The sequence below is a fragment of the Clostridium fallax genome (assembly GCF_900129365.1).
Taxonomy (GTDB): domain Bacteria; phylum Bacillota; class Clostridia; order Clostridiales; family Clostridiaceae; genus Clostridium_AH; species Clostridium_AH fallax.
Genome location: NZ_FQVM01000030.1, coordinates 16,514 through 29,853, shown reverse-complemented (window position 1 = coordinate 29,853; position 13,340 = coordinate 16,514). Strand labels below are relative to the sequence as shown.

Annotated in this window: 12 protein-coding genes, 1 other RNA gene and 1 riboswitch; of the genes, 1 reads left to right on the top strand and 12 read right to left on the bottom strand. The window is 26.4% G+C overall.

Going from position 1 to position 13,340, the window contains the following annotated elements; genetic code table 11:
• Window positions 1-133: 133 nt before the first annotated feature.
• The 12 genes from rnpB to BUA70_RS11250 form a co-directional block, all read right to left on the bottom strand.
• Window positions 134-474: RNase P RNA component class A (gene rnpB, locus BUA70_RS11305), an RNA gene on the bottom strand.
• A 344-nt stretch (window positions 475-818) separates the two neighbouring features.
• Entirely contained in the window at window positions 819-1,109 is a 291-nt protein-coding gene (locus BUA70_RS11300) for a hypothetical protein (RefSeq protein ID WP_072897390.1), read from the bottom strand.
• 77 nt (window positions 1,110-1,186) lie between these two features.
• Window positions 1,187-1,876, bottom strand: coding sequence for a radical SAM protein (locus BUA70_RS11295; protein WP_072897389.1), 690 nt, complete (start codon window positions 1,874-1,876; stop codon window positions 1,187-1,189).
• Window positions 1,877-1,898: 22 nt separating this feature from the next.
• The gene (locus BUA70_RS11290; RefSeq protein WP_072897388.1) at window positions 1,899-2,483 is read right to left on the bottom strand and encodes an ECF transporter S component; all 585 of its coding nucleotides are present in this window, start codon (window positions 2,481-2,483) and stop codon (window positions 1,899-1,901) included.
• Window positions 2,484-2,502: 19 nt separating this feature from the next.
• Window positions 2,503-3,480, bottom strand: coding sequence for a nucleoside hydrolase (locus tag BUA70_RS11285; RefSeq protein WP_072897387.1), 978 nt, complete (start codon window positions 3,478-3,480; stop codon window positions 2,503-2,505).
• A gap of 173 nt (window positions 3,481-3,653) precedes the next feature.
• Window positions 3,654-3,698: riboswitch (PreQ1 riboswitch) on the bottom strand.
• Between the two features lie 62 nt (window positions 3,699-3,760).
• Window positions 3,761-5,110: an MATE family efflux transporter gene (locus BUA70_RS11280; protein ID WP_072897386.1), complete on the bottom strand. Its 1,350-nt coding sequence runs from the start codon at window positions 5,108-5,110 to the stop codon at window positions 3,761-3,763.
• Window positions 5,111-5,284: 174 nt separating this feature from the next.
• Window positions 5,285-6,085 carry a Nif3-like dinuclear metal center hexameric protein gene (locus BUA70_RS11275; protein WP_172607484.1) on the bottom strand — a complete coding sequence of 267 codons (801 nt, stop codon included), beginning with the start codon at window positions 6,083-6,085 and terminating at the stop codon, window positions 5,285-5,287.
• The gene (locus BUA70_RS11270) at window positions 6,085-6,774 is read right to left on the bottom strand and encodes a tRNA (adenine(22)-N(1))-methyltransferase (protein ID WP_072897383.1); all 690 of its coding nucleotides are present in this window, start codon (window positions 6,772-6,774) and stop codon (window positions 6,085-6,087) included. The genes BUA70_RS11275 and BUA70_RS11270 overlap by 1 nt, the downstream gene beginning before the upstream one ends.
• A 17-nt stretch (window positions 6,775-6,791) precedes the next feature.
• Window positions 6,792-7,679 carry a PH domain-containing protein gene (locus BUA70_RS11265; protein ID WP_072897381.1) on the bottom strand — a complete coding sequence of 296 codons (888 nt, stop codon included), beginning with the start codon at window positions 7,677-7,679 and terminating at the stop codon, window positions 6,792-6,794.
• A 137-nt stretch (window positions 7,680-7,816) separates the two neighbouring features.
• Window positions 7,817-8,956: an RNA polymerase sigma factor RpoD gene (gene rpoD, locus BUA70_RS11260; RefSeq protein ID WP_072897391.1), complete on the bottom strand. Its 1,140-nt coding sequence runs from the start codon at window positions 8,954-8,956 to the stop codon at window positions 7,817-7,819.
• Window positions 8,957-8,964: 8 nt separating this feature from the next.
• Window positions 8,965-10,743: a DNA primase gene (dnaG, locus tag BUA70_RS11255; RefSeq protein WP_072897379.1), complete on the bottom strand. Its 1,779-nt coding sequence runs from the start codon at window positions 10,741-10,743 to the stop codon at window positions 8,965-8,967.
• A 226-nt stretch (window positions 10,744-10,969) separates the two neighbouring features.
• Window positions 10,970-12,001, bottom strand: a complete 1,032-nt coding sequence (locus BUA70_RS11250) for a deoxyguanosinetriphosphate triphosphohydrolase (RefSeq protein WP_072897376.1) — start codon at window positions 11,999-12,001, stop codon at window positions 10,970-10,972.
• A gap of 206 nt (window positions 12,002-12,207) precedes the next feature.
• Here BUA70_RS11250 and BUA70_RS11245 point away from each other — a divergent pair, with 206 nt between their 5' ends.
• Entirely contained in the window at window positions 12,208-13,278 is a 1,071-nt protein-coding gene (locus BUA70_RS11245) for a CotS family spore coat protein (protein WP_072897374.1), read from the top strand.
• The last annotated feature ends 62 nt before the right edge of the window (window positions 13,279-13,340 follow it).

Sequence of the window (13,340 nt, the reverse complement as noted above, 5' to 3'; positions counted from 1 at the left end):
ATTGTCAGTCGATTTCATTTTATCATAGGAGTTCTTTTTTTCTTCAGAGCTAAAGCCTTTTTATCCACTGGCATAGCCAGTGGTTTTCAACGCAAAAAAAGAAAAACACTAGGCATTAACCTAGTGTTTTCCATATACGAGATAAGTCTATAAGCCGAGTTCTGTATTTGACAATCATCTATCTAGGCCTATGATTGCTCATAGGCTCAAGCGACACACCCAGAGACGGGACGGGCAGCCCCATAATGTCTCTCTATTCGGTCTTGCTCCAAGTGGGGTTTACATAGCCGTATAGTCACCTATACGCTGGTGAGCTCTTACCTCACCGTTCCACCCTTACCTATAAATAGGCGGTTTATTTCTGTTGCACTATCCTTAGAGTCGCCTCCACTGGCCGTTAACCAGCACCCTGCCCTATGGAGCTCGGACTTTCCTCTCCTGAATAAATTCAGCAGCGATTGTCTGGCTTACTCGCAAGATTTATATTAACATATTAAATTAAATTTTGCAAACAAATATTAATATTTTATTTTTCCAATAAATGAAATTCTATTAAATTTTAGAAATTTATTTGCTTTTTGTATTAATTTTATAATGTGAATTATATAGGGTTTTATTTATTATCTTATTTAAAATATTATACTATTTTAAAATAATAGTTTTTGTTTAAAGTAATATCTTATAGTATATTACTTTAATAATAATAGTAGTTTAAGTTATCTCTTTGTTGCTTAAGCTTACTTCACAATATTTAAAGAAAAGCCTATTAAAAACGCTATTCTTTCTTAATTTGAGCTTATTTATAAGTAAGAATATAATTATTTATCATCAACTAACATAAAAAATATTATTAAAAGTAATATTATTGCAATAGGTATTCCAACTCTACTTAAAATAAGTATAAAAATAGTGACTATGATTAAAATTGTAGCCATAAACTTTGCATCTTTTCTTTCTTTTAATGATCTAAAATTTTTATTTAAATCATAACTTTTTTTCATATGGCTTTTATACATTTTTCTTAAATCATATCCTACTTTTTTAAAGTCATTAACTATTCCATCTATGTTTTTATTTGAATTATTATTTTTCTTTCTTTTTTTACTCACATTACTAACTCCTATTATTGCTCATTATTATATTTTATGAGAGAACAAATAATATAGTCAGTAATTAAATAAAATTTTTAATCACCAACTCCGAAATCTGTATTTTCAAATAGTACTTCTATACTTTCATTGTTCTCTAAATATCTATATTCATCTTCAAACCACTTTATTAACTCCTCATCCCTTTTTATTTTAGTGGTATTTTCCGTATATATATTTATTGTTCCATATGGAAAGTTATTTAATACTATATCTATATCATTTTTTATCATTTCTTTTGTTTGGCCCTTAATACCAACCATTAAGCAAATAGATTGAAAGTATTTTTTTACTTCTTTATAATCATTAAATCTAGCATTCTTATTTAAGAAATTATTTCTAAAGTCATTATCAAAGCTTTCAACTCCTATTTTAAATACTATAGGAATTCCAAAAAACTCTTCCATTTCTTTTAGCCTATTTCTGTAACACCAATGACTTTCTAAAAAAAGTTTTTTTATCTTTTTATCTTTTATAACTTTTTTAACCTCTATTAAGGTTTCTTTAGGAAGTTCAAAGCAACTACCAGAATTTATAACCTCTAAAACTTCATACTTTCCTGTTATATTTTTTAAAACTTCTATATTTGTTTTATTCATCTCTTCTTCATTATTTGAATTATCACTTATATAATCACAAAAGGTGCATTTTCCCCAAATACAAGGGTGTCCTTTTAAAAGTACTATTTCTCTTTGATTTTTATTTGTAATTTCGCTATATCTATTCAAAATTTCACCTACTCTTCTTAAGTTAAGCTTTTATATGATTATGGTTTAAATTATTATCATATAGCTTTTGTTTTATGCTATTCGGAACTAAATTCACAACTTTTATCATCAAAATAGTTGCTACTAATTTATCACAATAATCTGTTACAAATTGTACTATAAAAGCACTCAAAACTGGATTTACTCCTAAATTCTTTAATATAATTAATATATAACTAGATCCTGATGAAGTAAAACCTCCAAACACAAATGCTGTTATCACTGCACCTATAAAACTTACAAATATTGTTCCTATAAATACTCCTAAAAATAAATTTTTGCCTTTAAATATATTCTTTTTAAATAATACACCGAATAAAAATCCAGTAAAAATTTGAACTGGTGCAAAATATAATGAATATATATCAAAGGTTATTCCACTTGTAATACTGCCTAATAATCCTGTTATTACTCCATAAAATGGTCCAAGCAAAAAACTCACCATTATAGTTCCTAAAGAATCTAAGTAAATAGGTAATCTTAAATTTAATGCTATAAAAGCTCCTACTATATTTAAAGCTATTCCAATTCCTATTATAGCTATTTTTAAAGTATTTAATTTTTTCACAAGGTTTCCTCCTATCTAATTATAAATTGTTATTAAAAATTAAATCAATATCTTCTACTTTGTCCTTAAAAATTCTCTTTAAGAAATCTTTCATAAAATATTTATTATCAACCTCTGTAAGTACAAAGCAATTAGGATTTCTTTTATAAAAGTTTTCTTTATCTACAATCGTTTGTCCTATTGCTATACCTTCTGTAACTACATCTACATAACTATAAAAGCCTTTACAAACATCCCTATTAATAAAATATTCTACTGCTAAGGGATCATTAATTACGCAACCTAAAGTTCTCTCTTGCTTCCAATGAAAGTCTACATAAAACCTTGTTATATCAACAATAAAATCTGCTTTTTCATCTTTAAATTGTCTTAAAAGTTCAATATAGTTTGGTGTTAATACACATTTTCTAGTTACATCAAGTCCTACCATAAAAAAAGGAATTTTTATATTATGAAATATATGTCTAACACTATGTGGGTCTACCCAATAATTAAATTCAGCCACTGGAGAACAGTTGCCATGACTTTTATATGTTCCTCCCATAGAAACAATCTCTTTTGCTTTATTAAAAACTTCTTTATCCTTTTGAATAGCCTTTGCCAAATTAGTTAAAGGTCCTAAAGCAATTATTGATACAGTATCTTTTTTATTTTTTTCTAATGTTTTTAATATGAAATCTACTGCATTTTCTCTAAGTTTTTTAACCTCTATTTCTTCAAAATAAGTTTCCCCAAGACCATCTTCTCCATGAGTATCTTCTGCTGTAATAAGTTCTCTAACTAAAGGAACTTTTTCCCCAACATATACTGGAATATCTAATCTATTCATTTTATTTAAAATCTTCAAAGCATTTTTATATCCTTTTTCTACCCTAACATTTCCAGAAACTATTGTTATTCCTATAACCTCTATTTCTTTAGAAGATAAAGCTAACATTATAGCTAAAGCATCATCTATACCTGGGTCGCAATCTATTATTACTTTTCTTCTCTCCATTTTAAATTCTCCTCCCTAATTTCTATTTTTATAAATGTGTTTTAAAATTTTATTTATAATATAAAAAAAGGATAGATTCCTCTCTATCCTTTCTAAAAATTAATTTAAAGTATCATAATTTTAAAGAAATCAAAATAAAAAGCCGCACTAGGGCGACTTAAATACACTTTAAAAAATTCCTAGTTTTTTATAGAGGGATGGTTACGAACCTCTTCACAATATCTGTGATTTATTTAGTTATGTTTATATATTATCACTATTAAATTTTTAAATCAAATTCTTATCTAGAATAAATTAAACTTATTTGTTGCCATTTTTTTGTTTTCCATCTCATATACATTAGAATTCCTCTTATTATCTCATCCATTGCAAAGGATATCCAAACGCCAACAAGCCCTAATCCTAATTTTATTCCTAATATATGAGACATTACAACAGAAATTCCCCACATAGAAACTATACCGCAATATACTGGAAACTTTACATCTCCTGCTGCTCTTAAAGAATTAATTATAATTATATTAGCCATTCTTCCAAATTCTAAAAACCAATCTACTACAAGAACTTTAAAACCTAAAGATAGTATATTAGGATCTGATGTAAATATTCCTAAAAGAGGCTTACTAAAGATTATGCATAAAGTAGATAAAATAAAAGTAATTCCAGTGGATAATTTTAAACTATAAAAACAAAGAGTATATGCTTTTTCTTTCTCTTCTTTTCCAACTAGATTTCCTACTAAAATACTTGTTCCTTGGGCTATAGCTACTGAAAAGACAAAAGTTACTATAACAATATTGCTAACATAAGCCTTAGTTGTTAGAGCTGTTACCCCTATCATATTTATAAAATAAGTTATAGCAATTTGTGACGTATTATATGCAATTTGTTCTCCAGCACTTGGTACTCCAATTTTTAGTAATTGTTTTAATATATCTACTGGAAAGGGTTTTATTAAGTTTATCTTTAAATTTTTATCTATATATTTAAATAATATATAGATAGCTATTATTAAAGCTACTATCTTACTTATAGCTGTAGATAGAGCAGCACCTGTTACCCCCAGAGAAGGTAATCCTAATTTACCAAATATTAAAGCATAGTCTCCAATAATATTTAAAATATTTACTCCTATAGTTATATACATAGTTATTTTAGTATAACCTTGACTTCTAAGTATTGCTCCAACAGTCATTGATAAAGCTTGTGCAAAAGATGCCCCACCAACTATTATTAAGTAACTTTTGCTAAAATCCATTAACTCGTGTCCTATATTCATTATATTTAATATTGATTTTGCAAAGAACACTAAAGCTAAACTTAAAACTACACCTAAAAATCCATTAAAAATTAAAGATACCATAGAAACTTTTGATACCTTTTCATTATCTTTAGCTCCTATATATTGAGCACATAAAATAGCTGTACCTGTTGTTATTATGGCAAAGGTTAAATTTATAAATCCTATTAGTTGATTAGATACTCCAACAGCCGCTACTGAGTTATCTGAATACTTACTAAGCATAAATGTATCTACACTACCTAATAACATAAATAATAAACTTTCAATAAATATAGGCCAACTTAATCTTAATAATTTTTTCTTATAATTTAAACTTAGATTGCTCAAACCATCCCCCCCATAAAATAAAAAAATAGCACTAATTTATCATATTAAAACTTATTATATTATAAAACCAAACTACAGTTATTGAAAGACAGTTTTATAATTTAACTATAATATGAATAAATTTTGGTGCTATCTAAAATTTAACCTATTGTTTTTTATGAAATGTTACTAAAGTTATATAAAGTTATATGGATCTTTGGTCTTTTTAGATATTAAAAACTCTAAATTAGAGTCCTTATCTTTTAATTCTTTGATTATAAGATTTTTGGCTACTTCTAAAAATGTTATCCATTCTGACCCAAAATGTCCTATATCTATTATACCTATTTTCATTTCTTTAAAATCACTAACAAAATGATAAGTAGTATCACCTGTTATAATACAGTCTGCTCCTAAATACTTAGCTTTATTAAAGAAATCTTGACCACTCCCATTTATAATAGCTATAGTTTTTATTTTCTTTTCTAAATTTCCTGCATATCTTAAATCTTTTATTTTTAATTTATCTTTCACTATATCTATAACATCTTTTAGGGTAATTTCCTTATCTAAATTCACTATTCTCCCAATTCCAGCATTTTCATCTTGAGATGACTTTTCTATAATTTTAGAAGATTTAAAACCTAATAAACTAACTATTGTATCATTCATCCCATTTTGCACAGAATCTAAGTTGGTATGAAGGCTGTATAGATTTATATTATTTTTTATAAGTTCTATTATTTTCTTACCTAATAATGTATCTGTAGTTATAGTAGATGGTTTTTTAAATAATAAAGGATGGTGAGTTATTATAATATCTACATTCTCCTTTTTTCCTTCTTCTATAACATCTAAAGTACAATCTAAAGCTAATAGTACCTTATTTACTTCAGCTTCTCTATCCCCTACCATTAGTCCTACATTATCGTAGCTTTCTTTAAGATTAGCTGGTACTATATTTTCTAAAACTTTCTCTAACTCTTTAACTTTCATCATATCATCTCCTTAAGAAGATTAATATTTTTTTCTATGATTTCTTTTCTTTCTTTAGCTGAAAGTGTATCTACCTTAATATATTTTAATATATTTTCGTACTTTTCTATTTTGCTCTGTACAAATACTTTAAATAAAGGATGATTATTTTCTTTAAGAATTGGACTTATTTCAAAATCTAAAGGATTTTCTATAAATACCCTTTTATTATCATCATTATATTTTACTTTAAATAATTCATAATATTTTCCTTCTTCAAAGCAAATATCTTCTGCTAAAATATCATAATTATTATTATATAGATATTCCCTTAAAACCTCTGGATTTTGTGCTGGTTGAAGTATTAAAAACTTATAATTTTTAACTTTATCTATATCATCTAAAAGTATATCTCTTGTAAGATTTCCACCCATACCTGCAATTATTACAGCTTCTACTTCATCTTTTTCTACAGTTTTAAGTCCGCCTCCAAGCCTACAACTTATTTTGTCTTTGAGACCTTCAAAATTAACATTAAACTGAGCTTTTTCAATAGGTCCTTTATTTATATCAGAGGCAACAGCACTTTCACATATACCTTTTTTTACTAAATAAATAGGTATATATCCATGATCTGTTCCTACATCTATTATATTTTTGCATTTATCAACGTGGCCAGCTATAATTTTTAATCTTTTGCTTAACTCCATAATTCCTCACTTCTTAACTATAAATAAATATTTAATATTTGTATTTGAATAAATAAAAATGTTGCAGAACATATTAATGCAATATATATATATTTATATGCTGATTTTCTATGATATTTTGCACAAAAATAGGAAGCAAATTGCATACAAACTAATATAACCATGTTCATTGCTCCATAAGCCATTTGTCTAAAAGCAAATAGCTTTCCAGGTCCCCATACTGTAGGTACAAACTTAGCATTAAATGCTATAGGCATTTGAGAAGGTAACCTTTGCATTAAATATAAAATAAATGGATTTAATGTTATAAATATAATCATCAATGTAACTACAATAAATGGAATAAGAAAACTTTTTTCTTTATATAAATCTCTTACTTTATTAATCTTAGTTTTAAAGGATCTTTCTTTAATCCCCTTAGTTTCTAAAATACTTTTAAATTTTTCAAAGTTTTCCGGGGAAATACCATAAGACATTTCATCTGTATGTAAATATATAACTTCCTTTGAGGATGTAATAAACATATAAGTTATTCCTACACCTTCAATTACACTTCTTCCAAAAGAGAATTTACCTTTTCCTACTCCAGATAACTTTATTCCTTTTATATTATCTTTTTGAGTATAATAACCATTTATATCTTTAAAAGGTATGTTAACTTTCTTTAGTCCGAATAAGCTGTTTATTATTATTTCATCTTCCTTAACTTCATATTTTAATGTTATTAGCATTAAAATATATAAGATGCAGTATAAAGAAAATACTATAATACACATTCTAATTAAATTAAATTCTAAATAAGAATTAAGCATGCTACATATATATATAGCAAGTAAATCTCCTAATATAACATAAGCCAATAGTTCATATAAAGCTACACCTTTTTTCGGCTTATATAAATTCATACATAATCACCTCAAAAAAAATTATATCATATATTTTAAATATATGTATATGCTTAAAATTTTCTTATTATTTATAATTCTCTTTTATATTTATGGAAATTTATTTAAATAAAAGAAAGAGCACCTAAAATAAGGTGCTAATCTAAATAATCCTTTAATTTTTTACTTCTACTTGGATGTCTTAGTTTTCTTAAAGCCTTAGCTTCTATTTGTCTTATTCTTTCTCTTGTTACATTAAACTCTTTTCCAACTTCTTCTAGTGTTCTTGCTCTTCCATCGTCTAATCCAAATCTTAATCTTAATACTTTTTCTTCTCTTGGAGTTAAAGTATCTAATACATTTATTAACTGCTCTTTAAGCATAGTAAATGCTGCAGCTTCTGCTGGGGCTGGTGCATCATCATCGGGTATAAAATCTCCTAAATGGCTATCTTCTTCCTCTCCTATAGGAGTTTCTAGTGAAACTGGTTCTTGCGCTATTTTTAGTATTTCTCTAACTTTATCAACTGGCATATCCATATGCTTTGATAATTCTTCTGGAAGAGGATCTCTTCCTAATTCTTGAAGTAATTGTCTTTGTATTCTTATAAGTTTATTTATAGTTTCAACCATATGAACAGGTATTCTTATAGTTCTTGCTTGGTCAGCAATAGCTCTTGTTATTGCCTGTCTTATCCACCATGTAGCATAAGTACTAAACTTATATCCTTTTCTATAATCAAACTTTTCAACAGCTTTTATAAGTCCTAAATTTCCTTCTTGAATAAGATCTAAGAATAACATTCCTCTACCTACATATCGTTTAGCTATACTAACAACAAGTCTAAGATTTGCTTCAGCAAGCTTTTTCTTTGCATACATTTCTCCATTTTCTATTCTTTTAGCTAAGTCAATTTCTTCTTCTGATGATAGTAGTGGAACTTTACCTATTTCTTTTAAGTACATTCTAACAGGGTCATCTATTGATATTCCCTCTGGAACACTAAGATCTATCTCTTCTTCAACCTCTTCGTTGTCGCCTATTTCTCCAGCAACCTCTATACCCATTGATTCTAAAACTTCATAAATCTTTTCTATTTGCTCTGGGCTTAAATCTATTTCATCTAACTCATCCATTATTTCTTTATATGTTAAGTTTCCATTTTTTTTGCCCTTATCTATTAACTTCTTTACTATAGCCATTTTAGCATTTTTATCTTTAACATCTGGCTTTCCGGTATTTTTTACAGCTTTTGATTTAGTTGTTTTTTTCTCCACGTTATTGCCTCCTTCCGCCATTGACAACACTAACCCCTTTCTAATCCTTTAAGTTTTTCATCAATATCCTTTGCTTTTTTTACTAATTCTAAAGACTCATTAAAAAGATTCTTTGTTTCACATTCTTTTAATCTTTGTTTAATCTCTTTTTTCTTTTGTTCTAATGTATATTTTTTTATTTGATATATATAATCTTTAATAAGAATCTCTTTTTCTTCTAAATCATGATTTATAATATTAGTTTCTTTAATCATTACCCACTCTTTAAGACTTTCTTTATCATCACAATTTAGTTCTATTTTTTTTTCTAAATTATCTTCTTCATTAAATTTTTTTATTAAAGAATATATCTTTTTATGGGACGTCAAAATTAAGTCTTTTTCTTCTATGTTCTCCATAATATACTTATGTATATTTTTATTTAGCATTAATTTTAAAAGACTTCTTTCCGCTTTTAAGTAAGCAGGTTCTACATATAATTGTGTTCCATTTTCTTCCTTTTTATTCATGTTCCCATAGTAATCATTATTTTTCGTCATTTTCTTTGAAATAAGCTCATATAATGTTTCTTCTCTTATACCAGTTTCTTCTGATATTTTTTTTACATAAACATCCTCTTCTATTCCATTTACATTAGTAAGAACTTCTGTAACCCTTTGACCGTAAGTAATTATATCTTCATTATCCTTAAAATTTATATTTTCTTTAGCCTTTCTAAGTCTATATTCTATTAAAGGTTCTGAAGTTTCTATAAGTCTTAAAAATGCTTCTTTTCCATTACTTCTTATAAACTCGTCTGGATCTTTCCCCTGAGGTACTGTAAGAACTCTAACATCAAATCCTGCGGATTTTAAAATTTCAAGTCCTCTTATAGTAGCCATCTGACCTGCTAAATCTGCATCATAAGATATTATTACTTTATCAGCATATCTTTTTAAAAGTCTTGCCTGACTTGTCGTTAACGCTGTTCCTAAAGAAGCAACTGCATTACTTATACCATACTGATGAAGGGATATACAATCCATATATCCTTCAACTATTATAAAATACTTTTCTGGTAATCCGTTTTTTATAGCAAAATTTAATCCATAAAGATTAGTTCCCTTTTGAAAGACTAAAGTTTCCGGTGAATTTAAATATTTAGGTTTAGAATCATCTAATACCCTTCCTCCAAATCCTATTACCTTACCTTTATAATTAAAAACTGGGAACATAACTCTATTTCTAAATCTATCATAAACAGTACCCTTTTCTGATCTAATAGCTAGGCCTGCTTCTATTATTGTTTCTTCTTTATAACCCTTTGACCTTAAATAATTTAATAAAGTATGCCAATTATTTATTGAATATCCAAGACCAAATTTTCTTATAGTTCCTTCTGTTATACCTCTTCTTAAAAAGTATTCTTTAGGAGCTTTATTTTTATAAAGATTAGAAAAAAAGAATCTAGCTGCTTCTGTATTTATTTTATAAAATAAATCTCTCTTTTCTTTCAGCTTATCTTTTTTACCATTTTCTAATTCCAACGGAATATTAGCTCTCTCTGCTAAATATTTTGTTGCTTCTATAAAAGATAAATTCTTACTTTTCATCACAAAAGATATTACATTCCCTGCTTCTCCACAGCCGAAACATTTATATATTTGTTTATCTTGAGAAACACTAAATGATGGACTTTTTTCATGATGAAAAGGACATAATCCAATGTAACTTCTTCCTGCCTTTTTAAGTCTTACTGTTTCCGATATTACATCGACTATATCATTTTCATCTTTTATTCTTTCTATAACTTCCTCTGGAATCTTCAATGAAATTCCCCACCTCACTAAATATGATTTGACACAAGTTAATATATATTCGACATCAATTGATAAATTCCTTCTAATTTTATAAAAAAATATATTTTTATAAAATATGATGTTATAATATTCACCCTTTATAATATTATTCTTTGTAAAGTTCAAATTTCCTTCTATATTTTTATATTCTAAGAAAATATTCCAATAAATTTGTCTAAACTATAATTTATTACCTTTAATAAATTACAAATTTCGGTATATATATTTTGTTAAAGCAATGTATGCAATAATCATCACTCATCCCTGCAATATAGTCTACTACCGCTCTTTGGAGTCCTTCTTTTTCTAATATTTCTATATACATTTTAGGCATTTTTTCCGGATATTTTTTAAAATATTCATAAACATGAAATAAAATAAATTTTGCCTTTTCTCTCTCCTCTTTTAACTGTTCTCCACGATAAATATTTTTAAACATAAATTCCCTTAATTCTTTTAATGCATCATTTACTTCCCTAGATAATTGAACCTTTACTTTTTTAGAATTTAAATTATTATATGTGTTTTTAATTATATCTCGAACTAAAGTATCAATTCTTTCTCCATGAGTTTTCCCTAAAACCTTTATAATATCTTTAGGTATTTCATCTATTGATAGTATTTTTGCTCTAATTGAATCATCAATATCGTGATTAATATAAGCTATTTTATCGCTATACTTAACCACTTGCCCCTCTAAAGTAAATGGATCCTTAGCTTTACTATTATTAAAACCACTATGATTTGCTATACCATCAATAACCTCATAAGTTAAATTTAATCCTTTTCCATCTTTTTCAAGCTTACTTATAACTCTTATGCTCTGTATATTATGCTTAAACCCACTAGGTAATATATCATTTAATACCTCTTCTCCTATATGAGCAAAAGCTACATGACCTATATCATGACCTAAAGCTATAGCTTCTACTAAATCTTCATTTAATCTTAATCCTTTTGATATTGTTCTCCCAATTTGAGAAACTTCTAAAGTATGAGTTAATCTTGTTCTATAATGATCTCCATAGCTTCTTATAAATACTTGAGTCTTATGCTTTAATCTTCTAAAAGCCTTAGAATGCAAAATTCTATCCCTATCTATCATAAAACAAGTTCTTATTTCATCTTTCTTTTCCTTAATCTTTCTTCCTTTAGAATTACTAGATAAAGTAGCTTCTTTTATTAATGTCAATCTTTCTATATCCTCTAAATTTTCCCTTACGCCCATTTAACTCACCTCACTTTAAAAGTTCTACAAATTCTTTTAAAATCCTTTTATTAATACACTAAGTTATCATTTGCAATATTTAGTAATAAAATACCTATTATTTTCTATTTCTTTTATTTTTAATGTAATTTTTTTATTTTTTGAATAGTATAATGTAATGTCTATTATAATTATTTCTTATATAAAATTTATTAAGGAGGATTTTTATGCTGAGAACGGAAAAAAAGGCTAAAAATTATTTTCTTTCAGAAAGCAATTTAATAAAGCATATTCTTTCAGAATACAATTTAATAGATCCTAAACTTGAACAAATTAAAATCAAAAATTCAGATAAGCCTAGAGCAGTATATAAAGTAATATCAAAGGATAATAAAACCTATTGTTTGAAAAAGGTTTATTATAATAAAGAACAACTTCTTTTTGTGTATTCTGCTTTAGAGTGGATAGATAAAAATGGATTAAATGTTCCTAAATTTTTACCTACAAAAAAAGGTAGCAGATATGTTTCTTATAATAATATGTTGTTTATCCTTACCCCTTGGATTGATGGAGTAAAATGTGATTATGATAATATAGAACATATTAAAAATATATCTAAAACTTTAGCCCATTTACACAAAGTCACAAAAAAATTTACACCTATTAAAGGTAGTTTAGTAAAACAAGGGTATGAAAACATCTACATATCCATTAATAAACATTTTAATAGACTTTTAAGTTGTAATAATTTAGCTTTTAATAATGATGATAAATTTTCAAAATTGTTTATATCCACCTTTGATGATAATATATCCCTGGCTCAAATTTCTATGAACACAGCTTCTTTAATAAATTTTAATAATTTAACAACTTCCCTTTGTCATGGTGATTATGTAAATAAAAATATACTTATAGATTCCTCATCTAAACTTTGGCTTATAGATTTTGATAAATGCGCTCTAGATTTTGTAGCTCATGATATTTCTTATTATCTTAGGAGGTTACTAAGAAGAGATACTACAGCATGGGATGTTGACTTAGCTTTAACTTGCATTAAAAATTATAACTCCATAAACCCTTTAACTATAGATGATTTAAGATATATTATTGCCTACTTATCCTTTCCTCAAAAGTATTGGAAAATATCTAAAGATTATTATAATAATATATCAAAATGTAATAAAAATTCTTTTTATAATCTTTTATCAAAAACAACAGAAAAAACTGAATTTCAAATTAAATTTATTAAAAGTTTTTCTAAAAGGTTAGAAGAAACTTTTTTATTTAAAATATGTTAAAGTTTATAAAAATAAAAGGAGCTATCTCAAAATAAGAGAAGGCTCCTTTTAAATATTAGATT